Origin of the sequence: Thauera aromatica (genome assembly GCF_023093595.1) — a bacterium.
In the GTDB taxonomy this organism is placed as follows: domain Bacteria; phylum Pseudomonadota; class Gammaproteobacteria; order Burkholderiales; family Rhodocyclaceae; genus Thauera; species Thauera aromatica_A.
The window spans coordinates 93,977-114,976 of record NZ_JALLIK010000102.1 but is presented as its reverse complement, the minus strand read 5'-3'; the positions used below and the strand labels follow the sequence as shown (position 1 = coordinate 114,976).

At 63.6% G+C, this 21,000-nt stretch carries 15 protein-coding genes, 2 tRNA genes and 1 rRNA gene; 6 read left to right on the top strand and 12 right to left on the bottom strand.

The window, feature by feature from the left end:
* The 8 genes from MXC99_RS10120 to tig all read right to left on the bottom strand — a co-directional run.
* Window positions 1–65, bottom strand: a 16S ribosomal RNA gene (locus MXC99_RS10120); the annotation flags it as partial.
* A 315-nt stretch (window positions 66–380) separates the two neighbouring features.
* Complete coding sequence (locus MXC99_RS10115; protein WP_432654243.1) at window positions 381–1,349, bottom strand: IS5 family transposase; 969 nt, start codon at window positions 1,347–1,349, stop codon at window positions 381–383.
* A gap of 151 nt (window positions 1,350–1,500) precedes the next feature.
* Window positions 1,501–1,576, bottom strand: a tRNA-Val gene (locus MXC99_RS10110).
* A gap of 47 nt (window positions 1,577–1,623) precedes the next feature.
* On the bottom strand, window positions 1,624–1,992 hold the full coding sequence (locus MXC99_RS10105; RefSeq protein ID WP_282100147.1) for an HU family DNA-binding protein: 369 nt from the start codon (window positions 1,990–1,992) through the stop codon (window positions 1,624–1,626).
* Between the two features lie 120 nt (window positions 1,993–2,112).
* Complete coding sequence (gene lon / locus MXC99_RS10100) at window positions 2,113–4,539, bottom strand: endopeptidase La (RefSeq protein WP_247725322.1); 2,427 nt, start codon at window positions 4,537–4,539, stop codon at window positions 2,113–2,115.
* Window positions 4,540–4,645: 106 nt separating this feature from the next.
* Window positions 4,646–5,914 (bottom strand): ATP-dependent Clp protease ATP-binding subunit ClpX, encoded by a 1,269-nt coding sequence (gene clpX / locus MXC99_RS10095; protein WP_247725321.1) that lies wholly within the window; start codon window positions 5,912–5,914, stop codon window positions 4,646–4,648.
* Between the two features lie 17 nt (window positions 5,915–5,931).
* Window positions 5,932–6,570 (bottom strand): ATP-dependent Clp endopeptidase proteolytic subunit ClpP, encoded by a 639-nt coding sequence (gene clpP / locus MXC99_RS10090; RefSeq protein ID WP_247725320.1) that lies wholly within the window; start codon window positions 6,568–6,570, stop codon window positions 5,932–5,934.
* Window positions 6,571–6,590: 20 nt separating this feature from the next.
* Window positions 6,591–7,898 carry a trigger factor gene (gene tig / locus MXC99_RS10085; RefSeq protein ID WP_247725319.1) on the bottom strand — a complete coding sequence of 436 codons (1,308 nt, stop codon included), beginning with the start codon at window positions 7,896–7,898 and terminating at the stop codon, window positions 6,591–6,593.
* A gap of 412 nt (window positions 7,899–8,310) precedes the next feature.
* On the opposite strand from tig, the gene MXC99_RS10080 reads away from it, so the two are divergent.
* The 3 genes from MXC99_RS10080 to MXC99_RS10070 all read left to right on the top strand — a co-directional run bounded on the left by MXC99_RS10080 (window position 8,311) and on the right by MXC99_RS10070 (window position 13,115).
* Window positions 8,311–10,233 (top strand): PrkA family serine protein kinase, encoded by a 1,923-nt coding sequence (locus MXC99_RS10080; protein ID WP_247725318.1) that lies wholly within the window; start codon window positions 8,311–8,313, stop codon window positions 10,231–10,233.
* A gap of 66 nt (window positions 10,234–10,299) precedes the next feature.
* The gene (locus MXC99_RS10075) at window positions 10,300–11,568 is read left to right on the top strand and encodes a YeaH/YhbH family protein (protein WP_247725317.1); all 1,269 of its coding nucleotides are present in this window, start codon (window positions 10,300–10,302) and stop codon (window positions 11,566–11,568) included.
* Window positions 11,565–13,115: a SpoVR family protein gene (locus tag MXC99_RS10070; protein ID WP_247725316.1), complete on the top strand. Its 1,551-nt coding sequence runs from the start codon at window positions 11,565–11,567 to the stop codon at window positions 13,113–13,115. Before MXC99_RS10075 ends, MXC99_RS10070 begins: the two co-directional genes overlap by 4 nt.
* A 56-nt stretch (window positions 13,116–13,171) precedes the next feature.
* Here MXC99_RS10070 and MXC99_RS10065 read toward each other — a convergent pair whose 3' ends face one another.
* Complete coding sequence (locus tag MXC99_RS10065) at window positions 13,172–14,707, bottom strand: NAD(P)H-hydrate dehydratase (protein ID WP_247725315.1); 1,536 nt, start codon at window positions 14,705–14,707, stop codon at window positions 13,172–13,174.
* A 282-nt stretch (window positions 14,708–14,989) separates the two neighbouring features.
* Here MXC99_RS10065 and MXC99_RS10060 point away from each other — a divergent pair.
* A tRNA-Leu gene (locus MXC99_RS10060) sits at window positions 14,990–15,074 on the top strand.
* 95 nt (window positions 15,075–15,169) lie between these two features.
* Here MXC99_RS10060 and nadC read toward each other — a convergent pair.
* Window positions 15,170–16,021, bottom strand: coding sequence for a carboxylating nicotinate-nucleotide diphosphorylase (gene nadC, locus MXC99_RS10055; protein WP_247725314.1), 852 nt, complete (start codon window positions 16,019–16,021; stop codon window positions 15,170–15,172).
* A 312-nt stretch (window positions 16,022–16,333) separates the two neighbouring features.
* Between nadC and mltF the strand changes: the two genes are divergently transcribed.
* A complete protein-coding gene (mltF, locus tag MXC99_RS10045) occupies window positions 16,334–17,716 on the top strand; it encodes a membrane-bound lytic murein transglycosylase MltF (RefSeq protein ID WP_247725313.1) in 1,383 nt (460 codons plus the stop codon).
* A gap of 106 nt (window positions 17,717–17,822) precedes the next feature.
* Here the strand turns inward: mltF and serS are convergent, their stop codons facing one another.
* Window positions 17,823–19,115 carry a serine--tRNA ligase gene (serS, locus tag MXC99_RS10040; RefSeq protein WP_247725312.1) on the bottom strand — a complete coding sequence of 431 codons (1,293 nt, stop codon included), beginning with the start codon at window positions 19,113–19,115 and terminating at the stop codon, window positions 17,823–17,825.
* A 270-nt stretch (window positions 19,116–19,385) separates the two neighbouring features.
* On the opposite strand from serS, the gene MXC99_RS10035 reads away from it, so the two are divergent.
* Window positions 19,386–19,649 carry a hypothetical protein gene (locus MXC99_RS10035; protein ID WP_247725311.1) on the top strand — a complete coding sequence of 88 codons (264 nt, stop codon included), beginning with the start codon at window positions 19,386–19,388 and terminating at the stop codon, window positions 19,647–19,649.
* Here MXC99_RS10035 and MXC99_RS10030 read toward each other — a convergent pair.
* Window positions 19,621–20,988: a replication-associated recombination protein A gene (locus tag MXC99_RS10030; RefSeq protein WP_247725310.1), complete on the bottom strand. Its 1,368-nt coding sequence runs from the start codon at window positions 20,986–20,988 to the stop codon at window positions 19,621–19,623. The genes MXC99_RS10035 and MXC99_RS10030 overlap by 29 nt on opposite strands.
* Window positions 20,989–21,000 lie beyond the last annotated feature (12 nt).

Below are 21,000 nucleotides of genomic sequence, written 5' to 3'. Positions count from 1 at the left end.
TCGACTTGCATGTGTAAAGCATGCCGCCAGCGTTCAATCTGAGCCAGGATCAAACTCTTAAGTTCAATCCTACAAAGTACTCAAAATACTGACTTACATCAGCATGAGCACTTAATCATTGTGAAACCAAACGGCATTAACCGTCTCAGCCACAACCACCAAGCACCCACACTTATCGGTTGTCCAATTTTTTAAAGAACCGCTGCTCGTGCAGCGAAGGAGGCGAATTATGTATTCTTGAAAACTCGCCGTCAACCGCTTTTCAAACTTATTTTTTCGAGTATATCTGCATGGCGTTGGTGCACTATTAACAAATTCTTATATAACAAATGCTTAGCTTCTGGGCTTTCGGCATGATTTGCCCCTTTCCCCCTCCCGCTTCATGCAGCAGGCGCAATTTGCCCAGCCCGGACCGATTGCGGCATGCCCAGGTAGGTGAAGCGGTTGAGGATGGCGGCCCGGACATGGGCTTCGGCCACCTGACGCTCGAAGATTCGCGAGAACAGCCGATCACCCAGTTGCTTGAGGCGGAACATCATGTTCTCGGCAAGGCTGCGCCGATGGTAGCGGCTATCGTCTTTCCAGCCGTCTCGCCCGCGCTCGGCAATCGCCTGAAGGATGGCATCGCGCGGATGATCGTCCCCCCAGGGGACCGCGCCGTCTCGGGGCGGAATCGTCGCCTTGGCGCCGCGTTCGGCAATGCTGCGATGGCAGCCTTCGGTATCGTAGGCGCCGTCGGCCGAAACCTGGATCACCGCGCCATCGACCTGCGCGAGCAGTTCGGAAAGCACTTCGTTGTCGCCCCAGTCGGCGGTGGTGACCTCGATGCCGATGATGTCCTTCTCGGCCTCATCGACCGCCAGATGGATCTTGCGCCAGGTGCGGCGCTTGCCGACCCCGTGCTGGCGAACCTTCCATTCGCCCTCGCCAAAGATCTTCAGGCCGGTCGAGTCGACCACGACATGAACCGGCCCCTTGCGCGGGCGCCGCGGAATCTTCACCGCCAGTTGCGCCGCCCGGCGCGACATGTGGGTGTGGTCGGGCACCGGAAGATCGAGCCCATTGAGGCGCATCAGCGACTTCATCAGCCCTTCGGTGGCGCGGTAGGGCAGCTGAAACAGCGTCTTCAGGGTCAGGCAGGTCTGGATCGCCAGCGCCGAATACAGGCCAGGCTTGCCGCGCCCGACCGGCGGCGGGGGCGTCCAGCCGTCCTTGATCGTCGCCTCGTCGAACCAGATCGTCAGATCGCCCCGACTGACCAGCCCACGGTCGTACTCAGCCCAGTTCGTGACCCGGTAGCGGTACTTCGGCTTGCTTGTGCCAGGATCCATCTTCGTTCGCGCTGCCATGCTCGACCTCAAACCGTCACGAAATCCGGCGCCGCCGGGGTGGAGGACATTTTATTGCACCAACGCCTATCTGCATTGAATCTCAGCATCGGCGAAATGCCGAAGCAAGCACTGAAAACAAACCCGGAACAAGTCCGGGCTTATAAATCTTTGGTGGGTGCTGACGGGATCGAACCGCCGACATCCAGCTTGTAAGGCTAGCGCTCTACCAACTGAGCTAAGCACCCGCGCATCGTACCGCCTTCGACAGTACAGGCGGCAACAGCAAAGTCTGTTAGTTTACCGTTTCTTTCAGACTTTTGCCAGCGCGGAACTTAGGGACTTTGGCAGCCTTGATTTTGATGTTCTTTCCTGTGCGCGGATTGCGCCCCGTACGGGCGGCACGCTCCCCAAGATAGAAAGAACCGAAGCCAACCAGGGTGACCGTATCGTTTTGCCGGAGCGCTTCGGTCACGGTTGCGACCGCCGCATCGAGCGCGCGCCCGGCATCCGCTTTAGTGAGTGAGGCCTTCTCCGCAATACTAGCGACAAGTTCTTGTTTATTCACGTAATCCCTCCGGATGTGAACTGCGTTCGAACGAACTTCACCAGATCCGCGCCGGGCGCGGGACTCAGAGCCACTCAAGAAACCAGACTGCGTCACACCTGCCTGTCTTATAGCGCGCTGAATTCAGGCCTGTCAACGACACTGCGGCAGCACTAACGACTGCTTCCGGATGAGGTTCGCGGCGGCCGTTACCAAGGCGTCATCGGAAGGGGCGATTCAATGAGCGCGCGCACCCGTCTGCGTGCCAGGGGCCTCTTCCGTGGTGCCGGCCACCGTCGCAGCCACGCTCGTTGCCTCTTCCGGAAGCGGCTCGGGCTTGCGCTCGAGAGCGAGTTCGAGGACGCGGTCAATCCACTTCACAGGTACGATCTCGATCGCATTCTTGATGTTGTCTGGAATCTCGGCCAGATCCTTGACGTTTTCCTCCGGAATCAGCGCTGTCCGGATACCGCCACGAACGGCGGCCAGAAGCTTTTCCTTGAGACCGCCGATCGCCAGGACCTCTCCGCGCAAGGTGATCTCTCCGGTCATCGCCACATCACAGCGCACCGGGATACCGGTCAGCACCGACACCAGCGCCGTAGAGATCGCGATCCCCGCCGAGGGACCATCCTTCGGGATGGCTCCTTCGGGCAGGTGAATGTGGATGTCGCTCTTCTGATGAAATTCGGGATCGATGCCGAGCGAGCGCGCGCGCTTGCGTACCACCGAAAGGGCGGCCTGGATCGACTCCTGCATCACTTCACCGAGCTTGCCGGTGGTCAATACCTTGCCCTTGCCGGGCAGCTGCACCGCTTCGACGGTGAGCAGTTCGCCACCGACTTCGGTCCACGCCAAGCCGGTAACCTGGCCGATCTGGTTTTCCTTCTCGGCCATGCCGAAGCTGTACTTGCGTACCCCCAGGAACTTGTCGAGGTTCTTCGCGTTGACCACCACCTTGCTGCTGCGGCTCTTCAGCAAGAGTTGCTTGACCACCTTGCGGCAGACTTTGGAAATCTCGCGCTCAAGGCTACGCACCCCCGCTTCGCGCGTGTAATAGCGCACGATGTCGCGCAGCGCGTCCTCGGTCAGCGACATCTCCTCCGTCCTCAAGCCGTTGTTTTTTATCTGCTTGGGTAGCAGATAGCGCTGAGCGATATTGACTTTCTCATCTTCCGTGTATCCCGACAGACGGATCACCTCCATCCGATCAAGGAGCGCAGCCGGAATGTTCAACGTATTCGCCGTAGCGACGAACATCACGTCTGAAAGATCGAAGTCGACCTCGACGTAATGGTCCTGGAACGTGTGGTTCTGCTCCGGGTCGAGTACTTCGAGCAAAGCCGAGGACGGATCGCCGCGGAAGTCCATGCCGAGTTTGTCGACCTCATCGAGCAGGAAGAGCGGATTCTTCACTCCGACCTTGCCCATGTTCTGCAGGATCTTGCCCGGCATCGAGCCGATATAGGTGCGCCGGTGGCCGCGGATCTCGGCCTCGTCACGCACTCCGCCCAGCGCCATGCGGATGAACTTGCGGTTGGTCGCCTTGGCGATCGACTGGCCAAGCGAGGTCTTTCCCACGCCCGGGGGGCCGACCAGGCACAGGATCGGCGCCTTGACCTTATCCACGCGCTGCTGCACGGCGAGGTATTCGAGGATCCGTTCCTTGACGCGCTCCAGGCCGTAGTGATCCTTGTCGAGCACCTTTTCGGCCTCGCCCAGGTCTTTACTGACCCGCGACTTCTTCTTCCACGGCAGGCCGATCAGGGTATCGATGTAGTTACGCACGACGGTCGCCTCAGCGGACATCGGCGACATCAGGCGCAGCTTCTTGAACTCGGCCTCGGCCTTGGCCAAAGCCTCCTTCGGCATCCCGGCGGCCTTGATCTTCTTGTCCATCTCCTCGAGGTCGGCGCCGTCCTCGCCTTCGCCGAGTTCCTTCTGGATCGCCTTGACCTGCTCATTCAGGTAGTACTCGCGCTGGCTCTTCTCCATCTGGCGCTTGACCCGGCCGCGGATACGCTTTTCCACCTGGAGGATGTCGAGTTCCCCCTCGAGCTGGGTCAGCAGCTTCTCAAGGCGAGCACCGGTATCGAACATCTCCAGCACTTCCTGCTTCTGCTCCAGGCGCAGCGGCAGATGGGCGGCGATGGTATCGGCAAGGCGACCGGCTTCCTCGATGCCGGCAAGCGAACCGAGGATTTCCGGGGGAATTTTTTTGTTGAGCTTAACGTACTGATCGAATTGGGCGATGATCGCGCGCCGCATCGCCTCCTGCTCGTTGTCGCCGCTTTCGGCAAGCGGGACCGGCCTCACCGTCGCAACGAACAGGCTTTGCTGGTCCTCGACGGTATCGATGAGGGCCCGCTGCACACCCTCGACCAGAACCTTGATGGTGCCATCGGGCAGCTTCAGCATCTGCAGGATGTTGGCGACGCAACCGATCGAATACAAGTCTTCGACCGACGGCTCGTCCTTGGCGGCGGACTTCTGCGCCACCAGCAAAATGCTCTTTCCCGCCTCCATGGCGTTTTCCAGCGCCTTGATGCTCTTGGGACGACCGACGAACAGCGGGATGACCATGTGCGGAAAGACCACCACGTCGCGCAGCGGCAACAGCGGCATTTCCATCGCTTCGTTGGGGAGGTCAGCAGGACCCGACATTTTTTCTTTCCTTAAGCAAAAGGTCACCCCCATTTATGGGCGTGACCTGGAAATTCAAGCGGCGGGTTGAATTCGGCCCCGCACACCGAAGGTGCGGGAGAGCCTTTCAGTTGGCGCCCGACACCTTCTGCTGCTCGGCGTAAATCAGCAAAGGCTTACCCCCTTCTTCGATGATCGACTCGTCCACCACGACCTTTTCCACCCCTTCCAGGGCAGGCAGGTCGTACATGATGTCGAGCAACGCGGCCTCGAGAATCGAGCGCAAGCCGCGCGCGCCGGTTTTGCGCTTGATCGCCTTGCGGGCCACTGCATGCAGGGCGCTCGGACGAATCTCGAGCTCGACCCCTTCCATCGAAAACAGCTTCTGGTACTGCTTTACCAGCGCATTCTTGGGCTCGACAAGAATTTGGATGAGGGCATCCTCGTCGAGTTCCTGCAGCGTCGCGACCACTGGCAGACGGCCAATCAGCTCGGGAATCAGGCCGAACTTGATCAGATCTTCCGGCTCGACCTGACGGAAAGTATCGGTCAGGCTCTTCGCCTCGCGGCTCTTGACCTCGGCACCGAAACCGATGCCGACCTTCTCGGTACGATTGCGGATGACCTTTTCCAGGCCATCAAAGGCACCACCGCAGATGAAGAGCACGTTGGTGGTGTCGACCTGGATGAAATCCTGGTTCGGATGCTTGCGCCCGCCTTGGGGCGGGATCGACGCCACCGTACCTTCCACCAGCTTGAGCAGCGCCTGCTGCACCCCCTCGCCGGAGACATCCCGGGTGATCGAAGGGTTGTCGGCCTTGCGCGAAATCTTGTCGATCTCGTCGATGTAGATGATGCCCTGCTGCGCCTTGTCGACGTCGTAGTCGCACTTCTGCAGCAGTTTCTGGATGATGTTCTCGACGTCCTCGCCGACGTAGCCGGCTTCGGTCAGCGTCGTGGCATCGGCCATGACGAAGGGCACGTTGAGCAGGCGCGCGAGCGTCTGCGCAAGCAAGGTCTTACCCGAGCCGGTGGGGCCGATCAGCAAGATGTTGCTCTTGGCCAGTTCGACATCATCCTGCTTGGCTTCGAGGTGGCGCAAGCGCTTGTAGTGGTTGTACACGGCCACCGCCAGGTTGCGCTTGGCCTGCGCCTGCCCGATCACGTACTGATCGAGGATTCCGCAGATCTCGTGCGGCGTCGGCAGCGCACCCTTGAGATTTTCCGAATCCGCGGCGCCGACGATCTCATCGCGGATGATGTCGTTGCACAGCTCGATGCATTCGTCGCAAATGAAGACGGAGGGGCCGGCAATCAGCTTGCGCACCTCATGCTGGCTCTTGCCGCAGAACGAGCAGTACAGCAGCTTTTCGCCGCCTGCCTTCTTGTCCGCCATGTGAAATCTCTCCTGAATCAGGTGTCGTCGCGACTGGTCAGCACCTTGTCGACCAGGCCGTACTCGACCGCCGCCGCAGCGGACATGAAGTTGTCGCGATCGGTGTCCTTCTCGATGCGCTCGAGCGGCTGGCCGGTATGCTTGGATAGCATGTCATTGAGGCGCGAGCGCAGGTAGAGGATTTCGCGGGCATGGATCTCGATGTCCGAGGCCTGGCCCTGGAACCCACCGAGGGGCTGATGGATCATCACCCGCGAATTGGGCAGGATGAAACGCTTGCCCTTCTCGCCCGCCGCCAGCAGGAAAGCGCCCATGCTCGCCGCCTGGCCGATGCACAGCGTGCTGACGTTCGGCTTGACGAACTGCATCGTGTCGTAGATCGCCATCCCGGCAGTCACCGAACCGCCGGGCGAGTTGATGTAGAAATAAATGTCCTTGTCCGGATTTTCCGACTCGAGGAACAACAACTGGGCGACGATGAGGTTCGCAGTGACGTCATTGACCGGGCCGACCAGGAACACCACCCGCTCCTTCAGAAGGCGCGAATAGATGTCGTAAGCGCGCTCGCCGCGACCGCTCTGCTCGACCACCATCGGAACCAGGCCGAGACCGACCGGGTTCCAGTCGCTGCTGTGCTGGGGTGTTCCTTGCATCATGGATCAGACCCTCTGCGGCATCAGGCCGCGTTGTTGCCCATCAGTTCGTCGAACGCCACGTCCTTGTCGGTCGTGTCGGCCTTGGTGCTGACCCAGGCGACGACGTTATCTTCGATGACCACGGCTTCGGCCTGGGCCAGGCGTTCGGGTTCGGAGTAGTACCAGCGCATCAGTTCGGACGGATCCTCATAGCTCTGCGCCATTTCCTCGACCAAGGCACGCACCTGCTCGGGCTTGGCATGGAGTTCGTTGGCCTTCACCAGTTCGGCCATGATCAGGCCGAGCTTGACCCGACGCACCGCCTGATCGGCAAACCAGGCCGGCTCCACCGAAATGTCCTTGGTCTTGAGGCCGCGCATTTCCAGGTCGCGGCGGGCGCTGTTGGCGAGTTGCTCGGACTCGGCCTGCACCAGCGCCTTGGGCACTTCGATCGGAGTCGCGGCGAGCAGCGCCTCCATGACCTGTTCCTTCACGCGGGACTGGATGCGGCGCTTCACCTCGCGCTCGAGATTGGCCTTCACCTCCTCGCGCAGCTTGGAGACGTCACCATCGGCCACACCGAGCGCCTTGGCGAAGTCGCCATCGACGGTCGGCAGCACGGCCTCTTCGACCGCCTTGAGCGTGACCTCGAACTGCACCGCCTGGCCGGCCAGGTGCTGTGCGTGATAGTCCTCGGGGAAGGTCATATCGAAAGTCTTGCTGTCGCCCGCCTTGAGACCGGCAACCGCGCCCTCAAACTCCTTCAGCATCGATCCAGCGCCGATCACGAAGGGGAAATCCTGAGCCTGACCACCATCGAACACCTCACCGTCCTTGCGCCCGGTGAAGTCGATCACGACACGGTCGCCTTCGGCTGCGGCACGATCGACGGCGGTGAACGTGGTGCGCTGCTTGCGCAGCACGTCGATGGTCTGGTCGACTTCGGCCTCACCGACGCTCAGCACGGGACGCTCGATCTTCTGGCCGGCAAGATCGCCGACCACCACCTCGGGGTACACTTCGAACACCGCGGTGAATTCCAGGGTGCCTTCGGTAGCGGCCTCCTTGGGCTGGATCTGCGGATAACCGGCAACGCGCAGGTTTTCCGCACGCACCTTGTCGCCGAAAGCCTTTTCCACCGCGGCACCGACCGCCTCGCCACGGGCCTGGCCACCGTGCGTCTGGGCAACGATCTTCATCGGCACCTTGCCCGGGCGGAAACCCGCCATCTTCACCGTGCGGGCGATACGCTTGAGGCGGTCATCCACCTCTTTCTCGATGTCCGCCAGCGAAACGGCGATGTCGATACGGCGCTCCAGCGCGCTCGGGGTTTCCTGGTTCTGCTCCATTGAGTCGATCCTGAGAAGTCAAAAATCCGTTCCCGCCCTTCCAAGGACACGCGCCGAAACACAGCACACGCATCCCTCGCCAGCGTGAACACGTTGTACGAAGAGCGCGATTCTAGCACAGCGCACGGTTCCGCCCCGCAGGAGCGCGGAAGCCGCGCACCCTCCCCGCCGGGGACACCGCCGATGTGCTCCGGGCCGCCCCCATCGTGTGGCCGGAAAAGGATTCGCGATAAAAAAAGACCGCCCGGGGGAGGAACTCGGCCTCGGCTCGTCATATCCTATGATCAACAGATCCGGCGCCGGCAGGGTGGGCAAACCGGACCCCGTCGCACAAGGCGGCTGACGCAGCAAACGTTGTTTCTTGGCGGTTGCGATCGATCGGCACCGCACTTCGCTCGGACAGGAGACTTCCATGACCATCTTCAACGCCTACCAGGCCCGCTTCGAGGCTGCCCGCGAGGAGGAGATGTCCCTCCAGGAATATCTCGAACTGTGCCGCGCCGACCGGATGGCCTATGCCACCGCGGCTGAACGGATGCTGGACGCGATCGGCGAGCCCGAACTGGTCGACACCCGCCTCGATCCGCGCCTGTCGCGCATCTTCTCCAACAAGATCCTCAAGCTCTACCCGGCCTTCCGCGACTTCTACGGAATGGAAGAGGTCATCGAGAACATCGTGTCCTACTTCCGCCACGCCGCCCAGGGTCTGGAAGAGAAGAAGCAGATCCTTTACCTGCTCGGCCCGGTCGGCGGCGGCAAGTCTTCGCTCGCCGAAATGCTCAAGAGCCTGATCGAGAAGGTTCCTTTCTACTCCATCAAAGGCTCCCCGGTGCACGAGTCCCCGTTGGCTCTGTTCGACGCCACCGAGGACGCCCATATCCTCGAAGGCGATTTCGGCATTCCGCGCCGCTACCTCGACACCGTCATGAGCCCGTGGGCGGTCAAGCGCCTGCACGAATACGGCGGCGACATCACCAAATTCCGCGTCGTCAAGCTCAACCCCTCGGTGCTGCGCCAGATCGCAGTGGCCAAGACCGAACCGGGCGACGAGAACAACCAGGACATCTCGTCCCTGGTCGGCAAGATCGACATCCGCAAGCTCGAGCAGTACTCACAGGACGACCCCGACGCCTACAGCTATTCCGGCGGACTGTGCCTGGCCAACCGCGGCCTGCTCGAATTCGTCGAAATGTTCAAGGCCCCGATCAAGGTCCTCCACCCGCTGCTCACCGCCACCCAGGAGGGCAACTACAAGGGCACCGAAGGCTTTGGCGCGATCCCCTTCGACGGCATCGTGATGGCGCACTCGAACGAGTCCGAATGGGTCGCCTTCAAGAACAACAAGAACAACGAAGCCTTCCTCGACCGCATCTACACGGTCAAGGTGCCGTACTGCCTGCGCGTCTCCGACGAGATCCGCATCTACGAAAAACTGCTCGTCCACAGCTCGCTGTCCGAAGCGCCCTGCGCCCCCGACACGCTGAAGATGATGGCGCAGTTCGCCGTACTGTCACGCCTAAAGGAGCCGGAAAACTCGAGCATCTTCTCCAAGATGCGGGTCTACGACGGCGAAAACCTCAAGGACACCGACCCCAAGGCCAAGAGCTACCAGGAATACCGCGACTACGCCGGCGTCGACGAAGGCATGACCGGGCTGTCTACGCGCTTCGCCTTCAAGGCCCTGTCCAAGGTGTTCAACTTCGACCACCGCGAAGTCGCCGCCAACCCGGTGCACCTGATGTACGTCCTCGAGCAGCAGATCGAAGCCGAGCAGTACCCGGCCGAGACCGAAGCGCGCTACCTGGGCTACATTAAGGAATACCTCGCCCCGCGCTACGCCGAGTTCATCGGCAAGGAAATCCAGACCGCCTACCTCGAGAGCTACTCCGAATACGGCCAGAACATCTTCGACCGCTACGTCACGTATGCCGACTTCTGGATCCAGGACCAGGAATTCCGCGACCCCAACACCGGCGAGATCCTCGACCGTGCAGCGCTCAACGAAGAGCTGGAAAAGATCGAAAAACCGGCCGGCATCAGCAATCCAAAGGACTTCCGCAATGAAGTCGTCAACTTCGTGCTGCGTGCCCGCGCCAAGCACGACGGCCGCAACCCGAACTGGACCTCGTACGAAAAACTGCGCGCGGTGATCGAGAAGAAGATGTTCTCCAACACTGAGGACCTGCTGCCGGTGATCAGCTTCAATGCCAAGGCCAGCGCCGACGAGCAGAAAAAGCACCAGGACTTCCTCAACCGCATGATCGACAAGGGCTATACCGAAAAGCAGGTCCGCCTGCTGTGCGAGTGGTACCTGCGCGTGCGCAAGTCGTCTTGACACCGCCCGCCGGGCCCTACGGGGTTTCACCGCCCCACAGGGCCCGGCCGGCCCAAGGGAGGCAGCATGGTCCGCATCATCGATCGACGCTTCGACAGCAAGAACAAGAGCGCGGTTAACCGCCAGCGCTTCATGCGTCGTTTCAAGCAGCAGATCCGCAAGGCGGTGTCCGAGGCCATCCAGGGCCGTTCCATCCGCGATCTCGACAACGGCGAGCAGGTTTCGATTCCCGCCCGCGACCTTTCCGAACCGTCCCTGCACCACGGCCGTGGCGGCGTGTGGGAGCAGATTTTCCCCGGCAACGACCAATTCAATGCCGGCGACCGCATCAACCGCCCGCTCGGCGGTGAAGGCGGTGGCGCCGGCAAGGGCAAGGCCAGCAAAGAGGGCGAACACGAGGACGACTTCGTTTTCCAGCTCTCGCGCGAGGAATTCCTCGACCTCTTCTTCGAGGATCTCGAACTGCCGCGCCTGATCCGCACCCAGCTCGCCAAGGTCACCGACTACAAGACCCAGCGCGCCGGATTCAAGTCTGACGGCACACCGGCCAACATCAACATCATCCGCTCGATGCGCGGCGCCCTCGGACGCCGCCTCGCGCTTGGCTCGCCCTACGCCGCACGCATCCGAGAGCTGCAGCTCGAACTCGACGAGACCCTCGCCCGCCTCGGCGAAGACAGCGACGAAGTGCGCGCGCTGCGCGAAGAACTCGCCCTGCTCCACGCCAAGGTCGAACGCATCCCCTTCATCGACAGCTTCGATCTACGCTACAACAACCGCATCAAGGTGCCACGGCCGAGCACGCGGGCGGTGATGTTCTGCCTGATGGACGTCTCCGGCTCGATGGATGAAGAGCGCAAATCCATTGCCAAGCGCTTCTTCATGCTGCTCTACCTGTTCCTTACCCGCACCTATGAGCACATCGAAGTCGTCTTCATCCGCCACCACACCGTCGCCAAGGAAGTCACCGAAGACGAATTTTTCCACTCCCGCGAATCGGGCGGCACCGTGGTCTCGAGCGCGCTGGTGATGATGCGCGACATCCTGCGCGAGCGTTACACCAGCGGCCAATGGAACATCTACGGCGCCCAGGCGTCCGACGGCGACAACTGGGACAACGACTCCCCCATCTGCGGGCGGCTCCTCGGCAATGAGATCCTGCCCTGGTGCCAGTACTTCGCCTACGTCGAAATCACCGCCGGCGACCCCCAGAATCTGTGGCGCGAATACACCAAGATCGCCGCCGAACGTGACAATTTCGCCATGCAACGCATCGAAACTCCGGCCGACATCTACCCGGTGTTCCGCGAACTGTTCAAGAAGACCATCGCATGAAAGCCACGTCCCCCAAGGAAGGCCGTAGCCGCCGCAAGGCGCCCCTGCCGATCGGATCGGAATGGACCGTCGAGGCAATCGAGCGCTATCACACCGAAATCGCCCGCGTTGCAGGCGATTTCCGCCTCGACACCTACCCGGTGCAGATCGAGATTATCACCGCCGAACAGATGATGGATGCCTACGCCTCGGTCGGCATGCCGGTGAACTACCACCACTGGTCCTTCGGCAAGCACTTCCTCGCGACCGAAAAAGGCTACAAGCGCGGCCAGATGGGCCTGGCCTACGAGATCGTGATCAACTCCAACCCCTGCATCGCTTACCTGATGGAGGAAAACACCCTGACCATGCAGGGCCTGGTGATCGCACACGCGGCCTACGGCCACAACAGCTTCTTCAAGGGCAACTACCTGTTCCGCACCTGGACCAACGCCGACGCCATCATCGACTATCTCATCTTCGCGCGGAACTACATCAGCGCCTGCGAAGAACGTTACGGCGAAGAAGAAGTCGAGCAAGTCCTCGACTCCTGCCATGCCCTGATGAACTTCGGCGTAGACCGCTACAAGCGCCCCCCGCCGCTGTCGCTGGCCAAGGAAAAACTGCGCCAGCAAGAACGCGAGGAATACCTCCAGAGCCAGGTCAACGACCTCTGGCGCACCCTACCCGCCCACGACACCCAGCCCGGCCCCCAGGCCGAACGGCGCTTCCCGCCCGAACCGGAAGAAAACCTGCTCTACTTCATCGAGAAAAACGCCCCCCTGCTCGAACCCTGGCAGCGCGAAGTCGTGCGCATCGTGCGCAAGATCGCGCAATACTTCTTTCCCCAGCGCCAGACTCAGGTCATGAACGAAGGCTGGGCCACCTTCTGGCACTACACCCTGCTCAACCAGCTGTACGACGAAGGGCTGCTGTCCGACAGCTTCATGCTCGAATTCCTCCAGTCGCACACCAACGTCGTCTACCAACCCCCCTACAACAGCCGCTGGTTCAACGGCATCAACCCCTACGCGCTGGGCTTCGCGATGTGGCAGGACATCCGCCGCATCTGCGAACACCCCGACGACGAAGACCGCCACTGGTTCCCCGACATCGCCGGCAGCGACTGGCTCGAAACCTTCGATTTCGCGATGCGCAACTTCAAGGACGAAAGCTTCGTCGCGCAATACCTGTCACCCAAGGTCATGCGCGACTTCCGCATGTTCGCCGTGCTCGACGACGACCGCGAAGACAAGCTTCAGGTCTCCGCAATCCACGACGAGAACGGCTTCCAGCACGTGCGCGACATCCTCTCCGACCACTACAACCTCGGCGCCCGCGAACCCTATGTCCAGATCTGGAATGTCGATCTGCGCGGCGACCGCTCGCTGACCCTGCGCCACCAGCCCTACCGCCGCCGTCCGCTGGGCAACAGCACCGACGAAGTACTGCGCCACCTCGCGCGTCTGTGGGGATTCACCGTGCGCCTCGAAACCGTCGATGAGCACGGCCACGCCGAACTCTCGCACGAAGTCCGCGTCGACCGCCGTCACGCCCCGCTACCCTGATACCGCCCCGGGCAAGCGTCCCTGCAACACAACGCGGCCCGGACGCCGAACGGCTGCTAGCGGATCGGTCGCTGAGGAGGTGTGATGCGGGGATCGCGCTGGGCTTCGATCAGCCACCCGTTGAAAACACCACGGGCTGCATCGATGGTTTCACTGGCGGTCAGCCCCACCGGACCGATGCCTTCGCGGGCAAGCCGATCGGCGGCGGCACCATGCAGATGGACGGCGGCCAGCAGGGCTGATTCGGCGGGCCACCCTTGGGCCAACAGGCCCACGACCAAGCCGGTCAGGACATCGCCCATGCCCGCGGTCGCCATGCCGGGATGGCCCGTCCCATTGATGAACCAGCGCTCGTCGGGTGTCGCGACGATACTGCCGCAGCCCTTGAGCACGACCAGGGCACGATGGCGGCGGGCGATTTCGAGCGTGGCATGCAGACGATCGCCCTGCACGCAGGCGGTGTCGCAACCAAGCATGCGGGCCGCTTCGGCCGGGTGCGGCGTGAGCACGCTGGGAGCTTCGCGTGCAGCGAGCGCGGACTGCAGCGCGACGTCGGTGCCGATCAGATTGAGGGCATCGGCATCGAGCACGAGCGGAACGGGACGCCCGAGCGCGGCGGCAAGCAGACCTTCGGCAGCGGGCTGAGTGCCGAGGCCGGGGCCGACGGCGAGCGCACTGAGGCGCTCGGGCAGGGCGTGGGCGCGGCGCAGCATCAGCTCGGGCTGGGAGCAATCAACCGAGGGACCATGCTCGTCGAGCAGGCCGACATAGACGCGCCCGGTACCGAGCCACAACGCAGCACGCCCGGCCAACAGCGCGGCACCGACCATGCCGGTGTTGCCGCCAAGGATCCCGGCATCACCATGGTTTCCCTTATGGGTGTTGCGCGGACGCGGGCGCAGGTGGGCACGAAACAGCGTGGGACGAATGGCCTGGCCCCGCATCGGAACCCATGCGGGCGCCTCGATATCGAGGCGCTGGACGCTGATCTCGCCACAGTAATCGGGGCCGTCATTGGTGAGCAGGCCGGGCTTCAGGGCGATGAACGTGGTGGTATGCGTCGCCCGGAACGTGGTCCCCAGCGGCTGGCCGGTATCGGCGTCGAGCCCGCTGGGAACGTCGAGTGCCATGCGCGGCGCCGGCTGCGCGTTGAGGGAATCGATCCAGCCCGCGTAGCGCCCTTCGATCGGACGGGCGAGGCCGATGCCGAACAAGGCATCGACGACCAGCGCCCAGCCGCTGGCCGGAGCGGCTGGCAGATCGGAGACGATCGTACCGCCGGCGGCAAGGTAGTCCGCATGAGCCTTGGCCGCCTCGGTGGGCAGACGCTCCGGCACCGCAGCGAAGGCGACCACGACCTCACGGCCGGCCTGGGCGAGCTGGCGTGCCATGACAAAACCATCACCACCATTGTTGCCCGGACCACAGGCGACGAGGATCGCCCCCGGACGGTCGAGGATGAGGCGGACAGCGTCCTCGGCGGCGGCGCGCCCGGCGCGTTCCATCAGCGACGGTTTCGCACTGGGAACGAGCTGGTCTTCGATTTCGCGGATCGCACGAACGGGATAAATGGGCTGGGCAGTGGAGAACATAAAGATCCTGGCCGGTGGATTTTGTGCAGGATTGTAAAACCTCGACCGTCCGGTCGAGTAAACATTGCTGCAATACCAAGCGCATCCTCCCTGCCGCCACAACACCAGCCACCACCGGACGGCTGCGCAGCGAAAACCGCCGCGGCCGCCTTACCGGCAATGCGCCGCCCCCCGGGCCGCAGCGATCAGCGCTTGACGCCCCCCAGCCCTCACCGCCATAATCCGCGCCCTCCTGCTGTTCCCGGCGCATCCGCTTGCATCGCCGGACGTCAGCGGCGAGAAGCCTTGGTGGTGAAATTGGTAGACACGCTATCTTGAGGGGGTAGTGTCGAAAGACGTGCGAGTTCGAGTCTCGCCCAAGGCACCAGCAGGCCCGGCCCCCGCCGGGTTTTTGCAGCCCCTCCCCTACCCGCACAGCCCCATTTTTCCCGGCGCGCGCCTGTAGTGCCGGACGAGCGCTCTTCAGGCTTGCGCTTCGACGTGACGAAGCGACAGATCGAGGGCGCGGACGTCTTTGGTCAGGGTACCGATCGATATGCGGTCTACGCCGGTTTCGGCGATCGCGCGCACGCGCTCGAGATTGACACCACCGGAAGCCTCGAGCTCGGCCCGCCCGGCGGCGATCGAGACCGCTTCGCACATGTCTTCGAGGCTCATATTGTCGAGCAGGACCATCTTCACGCCGGCATCGAGTGCTTCGCGCAACTGCCCCAGATTTTCGACCTCGACTTCGATGAAAACGTTGGACGGGGCGATGGCGCGGGCTTCTGCGACCACTTCGCGGATGCCCCCGGCGGCAATGATGTGGTTTTCCTTGATCAGGATTCCATCATAGAGCCCGACGCGGTGATTGGTGCCCCCACCGATGGCGACGGCGTATTTTTGCGCCAGCCGCAGGCCCGGCAGGGTTTTGCGGGTATCGACGATTTTGGCCCGGGTGCCGGCGACGGCATCGACAAAGCGGCGGGTAACGGTGGCGGTACCCGAGAGCAGTTGCAAGAAATTGAGCGCGGTGCGCTCGGCGGTGAGCAGCACGCGGGCGCGGGCGATGATATCGCACAGCACCTGCCCGGCCAGCACCGTGTCGCCGTCCTTGACATGCCAGTGCACGACGGCCGCGGGGCTGAGCGCGGCAAAAGCGGCATCGAACCAGGCAGTACCGCAGACGACGGCGTTTTCGCGGGTGATCACGCGGCCACGGGCCTCGGTGTCGGCAGCGACCAGGCGCGCAGTGAGATCCCCGGTGCCGATGTCCTCGGCGAGCGAGGCGGCGACGTTGCGCTGAATTTCGACGCGGAGCTGTTCGGAAAGCATGATCTCGGCCATGGAGTGAATGTGGGCGGGAATTCTAGCATCGACCTCGGCTTCCATCCGCCCGATGGCCGCTGCCGCCGTAGGCGCGAGGGGGTACCTACACTTCCATCGGCCAGATCCACGCGCTGGAAAACCCCGGCAAGATTCCACTCGAGCTGATCGAGGTCCAGTCGGGCGCCTATGCGGGGAAGGACGCCATCGACGGTTGGAGGACAAGTACGGGCGGGCCTGACGCAGTCGCGCTGACGCAGCCGTTGCCCGCCGATCGGGCAACGGGCAGAATCCGCTCTCCGTCCGCCATCTCCGCTCACTTTGCGCCTTCTGCTGATCGCTCTGGTCGCCCTCTTCCTCACCGCCTGCGGGCCGCAGCAGGTGCTGCCGCTGGCCGACTACCGCAGCCTGGGCGAACTGCGCGTGGCGACGCGCCACGATGCGATCTCGTATCACCTCGACGCCCAGGGCGAGGCCGGCGGCTTCGAATACGAGTTGCTGCTCGCACTCGGCGAGGCGCTCGGGGTTCCGGTGCGCTTCGACCGTTATCCGGACGCCACCCGCGCGCTCGATGCGGTGATCCTGGGGCGGGCCCATCTGGCAGCGGCCGGACTGGGGCGTAACGAGCGCCTGCCGCTGCACTGGTCGGCGGCGCTGCGCGAGGTCGATTATGTGATCGCCGGCCGCGCCGATACGGAGGCGATCGATGACGAAGCCGGACTCGCCGGCCGCAGCGTCAGCGCCCGGCGCGGCTCGCTCGCCGCCGAGCACCTGACGCGGATCCGCAAGGGCGTGCCGACCCTGAACGTGAACTTCCCGATCGGATCGGGCGAGGAAACCCTGCTCGCGGAGCTTGCCGCCGGCGAGCTCGACCTCGTCGCCACCGACCGCCTGCACTACGCTTTCGCTTCGCGCGTGCATCCGCAGCTGGCAATCGTGCGCGAACTGCCCGGACGCTCGTCGATCTCCTGGGCGATGCCGCTGGGCAACCCCGAACTGGCTGCGGCGGTGGATGCCTTCATCGAAGAGGCCCGGAGCAGCGGCCGGCTGGCCCGCCTGGCCGACCGCCACTTCGGCCATGTGCGCCGGCTCGACGACACGGACATCACGACTTTTCTCGTCCGCATCCGCGAGCGCCTGCCGCGCTACCGGGCCTTTTTCCACGAGGCCGAGGCGCAGACCGGAATCGATTGGCGTTACCTGGCCGCGGTCGCCTACCAGGAATCGCACTGGAACCCGGACGCCACCTCCCCTACCGGAGTGCGCGGAATGATGATGCTGACTTCGGACACAGCCGATCGCCTCGGTGTCGCCAACCGCCTCGATCCGCGCCAGAGCATCCTGGGCGGGGCGCGCTATCTGGCGATGCTCAGGGAGCAGCTGCCGGAACAGACCCCCGAACCCGACCGCGCGTGGATGGCGACCGCCGCCTACAACCTGGGCATGGGGCACTTCAGCGGCGCACGCAGCATCGCCCGCAGCCAGGGCAAGGACGATCTATCATGGTGGGACCTGAAGTCGGTGCTGCCGCTGCTGTCGAAACCGGAATACGCCGCGCGCCTGAAGTCGGGCCCGGCGCGGGGCGGCGAAGCCGTGGTGATGACTGAGAACGTGCGCAGCTACCACGACATCCTGATGCGGCTCGAAGCACCCTATTCGTCCGCCCTGAACCTGCCCGCCCTCTCCCTCGGCCAGCCACGGTAGGGGCGACCCGACGGGTCGCCCCTACAACCGCACGAACCGCCCGACGACCGGACGAATCGCCCCGGCGATCCGGTGATTCGCCCACAGGCGCGACCCGGGTCGCGTTTCAGAGCGGCGCTTCGAGCCGCTCGACGCCCCCCATGTAGGGCACGAGCGCCTTCGGAACGAGGACCGAGCCGTCCGCCTGCTGATGGTTCTCGAGCACGGCGACCAGGGTCCGCCCTACCGCCAGCCCGGAGCCGTTGAGGGTGTGCACCAGCTCGTTCTTGCCCTGCGCATTCTTGAACCGGGCCTGCATGCGCCGCGCCTGGAAGGATTCGCAGTTGGAGCAGCTGGAGATTTCACGATACGTGTTCTGCGCCGGCAGCCACACTTCCAGGTCGTAGGTCCTGGCCGCGGAAAAACCCATGTCGCCGGTGCACAGCGTGATCACCCGGTAGGGCAGCTCGAGCTTTTGCAGGATCGCTTCGGCGTGGCCAACCATCTGCTCGAGTGCCTCGTCGCTCTTCGACGGTTCGACGATCTGCACCATCTCGACCTTGTCGAACTGGTGCTGGCGGATCATGCCGCGCACGTCGCGCCCGCCGCTGCCCGCTTCTGAGCGGAAGCACGGGCTGTGCGCGGTGAGCCGGATCGGCAGCGCATCGAGCGCGAGGACCTCTTCGCGCACACTGTTGGTGAGGGTGATCTCGGCGGTGGGGATGAGGTACTGCTCCTGCCCCGCCTCGTCGCCGCCGCGCAGCACCCAGAACAGGTCCTCCTTGAATTTCGGCAGCTGGCCGGTGCCGACCAGGGCGTCGCGGTTGACGATGTAGGGCGTGTAGCACTCGGTGTAGCCGTGCTCGCGGGTGTGGGTGTCGAGCATGAACTGGGCGAGCGCGCGGTGCAGGCGGGCGACCGGACCGCGCAGGAAAGCGAAACGCGCCCCCGACAGCTTGGCACCGGTTTCGAAATCGAGCCCCAGCGGCGCCCCCAGGTCGACATGGTCGCGCACCCCGAAGTCGTAGCTGCGCGGCGTGCCCCAGCGCCGCACCTCGACGTTGCCCGATTCGTCCTCGCCCACCGGCACATTTTCCTGCGCCAGGTTAGGCAGCATGGCGAGGAAGGCGTCGATGCGTTCGAGCAGCGCCGGCAGGGCCTGCTCGCAAGCCTTCAGTTCGTCACCGAGCTGCCCGACTTCGGCCATCACACCCGAGGCATCCTCGCCCTTGCTCTTGAGCAGGCCGATCTGCCTGGACAAGGCGTTGCGCCGCGCCTGCAGCTCCTGGGTGCGGGTCTGCAACTGCTTGCGCTCGTCTTCCAGGCCCTGGAAGGCCGCGGTATCGAGCGCTACGCCGCGGCGGGCAAGACGCGCAGCGACGGTGTCGAGGTGGTTGCGAAGAAGCTGGATATCGAGCATCGAGAAATTCCTGGTACCTGTTTAATCAAGAGCTTGCCTCAAAATACTGAAGCTCTTTCGATGAAAACACGCGCAAGCGGCTCGCTTTCCTGGCTTTCGCCAGCAATGCCGCAGCGCAAAAATTAACTTTTCCAATCAATGACTTGAAGCATCGAATTCGTGCTTGAAAAAACCCGTTCAGCGCTTATTCTGAAAGTCTCGGTTGCGCAAGCGGAGAGAGCCGCGCTTCTGCCGCCAGGCGCGCATGGTTTACGCGATGAGGAGTTCAGCATGCTATCGATTCGTGACTGCCTCGACTACTGCGACTTGACCGACGATGAGATCGCCCTCATCGCCGAGCACGAAGAGATTCCCGATGCGGCTGCCGCGCAGGTGGCCTGCGGCTTGGTGCAGACGCCGGAAGGCGTGATGGCCCTGACCGGGTACATGCTCGATCTGATCGAACGCGCCAACGCCCACGGCGATGTCGACAAGGCCGCGCGCGCGGCGTCGGTCTGCGCCCGGTTCATGGCCGATCATCCCCTGCTCCACTGAGCCGCCCTTCCCTGTTGTCAGAGGTGTTCGCGTCGCTGCGCGCGGCGGCATCGAGTGCGCGCAGGTGGGCGAGCTTTTCGGCGATCTTCGCTTCCATGCCGCGCGCCACCGGACGGTACCAGGCGGGACGGGGCATACCGTCAGGAAGGTAGTCCTCGCCCGCAGCGTAGCCCTCGGGTTCGTCGTGGGCGTAGCGGTAGGCCTTGCCGTAATCGAGCGACTTCATCAGCTTGGTCGGGGCGTTGCGCAGACGCAGCGGCACCGGCCGCGAGTCGTCCTGGGCGACGAAGGCGCGCGCCGCCTTGTACGCTTTGTACACCGCGTTCGACTTCGCCGCGCAGGCCATGAAGAGGGTCGCTTCGGCGAGCGCGAGTTCGCCCTCGGGCGAGCCCAGGCGTTCGTAGGTGGCGCAGGCATTGAGGGCGATCTCGAGGGCGCGCGGGTCGGCGAGGCCGATGTCCTCGGTGGCCATGCGGATCAGCCGGCGGCCCAGATAGAGCGGGTCCGCGCCACCGTCGAGCATGCGGCACAGCCAGTACAGCGCAGCATCGGGGTCGGAGCCGCGCACGGATTTGTGCAGGGCCGAAATCTGGTCGTAGAAGGCTTCGCCGCCCTTGTCGAAGCGGCGCAGTTTGCGCGACAGCGCCTGGTCGATGAAGGCGGCGGTGACCGGGGCCACGGCGGCGGTCTCGGCGGCGATCTGGACCTGCTCGATCAGGTTCATCAGCCGGCGTGCGTCGCCGTCGGCAAAGCCGATCAGGCGCGCGCGGGCATCGTCCTCGAACACCAGCGCCGGGCAGGCGACGGCGTGGGCGCGCTCGAACAGCCGCGCCAGCGCCTCGCCATCGAGCGCTTCGAGCACGTACACCGCGGCCCGCGACAGCAGCGCGGAATTGACTTCGAACGACGGGTTCTCGGTGGTGGCGCCGATGAAAGTCACCAGCCCCTGCTCGACATAGGGCAGGAAGGCGTCCTGCTGGGCCTTGTTGAAGCGATGCACTTCGTCGACGAAGAGGATCGTGTGGCGCCCGCGCGCTTTGGCCGCCTGGGCCTGACCAATCGCCTCGCGGATTTCCTTGACCCCCGAGAACACCGCCGACAGGGCGATGAAATCGGCATCGAAGCCCTGCGCCATCAGCCGCGCGAGGGTGGTCTTGCCGACCCCGGGCGGCCCCCACAGGATCATCGAGTGCGGCCGGCGCGACTCGAACGCCAGGCGCAGGGGCTTGCCCGGCCCGAGCAGGTGGGCCTGGCCGGCGACTTCGTCCAGGGTCTTCGGCCGCATGCGCTCGGCCAGCGGGACCCGGGGCGGCTCGAGGGAATCGAAAAGGTCGGTCATAGGATGCGGCAA

Bases quoted from the DNA above. Each gene is read 5' to 3' on its own strand.
- MXC99_RS10115 (WP_432654243.1), bottom strand. From the start codon at position 1,349: ATGGCAGCGCGAACGAAGATGGATCCTGGCACAAGCAAGCCGAAGTAC.
- lon (WP_247725322.1), bottom strand. From the start codon at position 4,539: ATGTCGGGTCCTGCTGACCTCCCCAACGAAGCGATGGAAATGCCGCTG.
- clpX (WP_247725321.1), bottom strand. From the start codon at position 5,914: ATGGCGGACAAGAAGGCAGGCGGCGAAAAGCTGCTGTACTGCTCGTTC.
- clpP (WP_247725320.1), bottom strand. From the start codon at position 6,570: ATGATGCAAGGAACACCCCAGCACAGCAGCGACTGGAACCCGGTCGGT.
- tig (WP_247725319.1), bottom strand. From the start codon at position 7,898: ATGGAGCAGAACCAGGAAACCCCGAGCGCGCTGGAGCGCCGTATCGAC.
- MXC99_RS10080 (WP_247725318.1), top strand. From the start codon at position 8,311: ATGACCATCTTCAACGCCTACCAGGCCCGCTTCGAGGCTGCCCGCGAG.
- MXC99_RS10075 (WP_247725317.1), top strand. From the start codon at position 10,300: ATGGTCCGCATCATCGATCGACGCTTCGACAGCAAGAACAAGAGCGCG.
- MXC99_RS10070 (WP_247725316.1), top strand. From the start codon at position 11,565: ATGAAAGCCACGTCCCCCAAGGAAGGCCGTAGCCGCCGCAAGGCGCCC.
- MXC99_RS10065 (WP_247725315.1), bottom strand. From the start codon at position 14,707: ATGTTCTCCACTGCCCAGCCCATTTATCCCGTTCGTGCGATCCGCGAA.
- nadC (WP_247725314.1), bottom strand. From the start codon at position 16,021: ATGCTTTCCGAACAGCTCCGCGTCGAAATTCAGCGCAACGTCGCCGCC.
- serS (WP_247725312.1), bottom strand. From the start codon at position 19,115: ATGCTCGATATCCAGCTTCTTCGCAACCACCTCGACACCGTCGCTGCG.
- MXC99_RS10035 (WP_247725311.1), top strand. From the start codon at position 19,386: ATGCTATCGATTCGTGACTGCCTCGACTACTGCGACTTGACCGACGAT.
- MXC99_RS10030 (WP_247725310.1), bottom strand. From the start codon at position 20,988: ATGACCGACCTTTTCGATTCCCTCGAGCCGCCCCGGGTCCCGCTGGCC.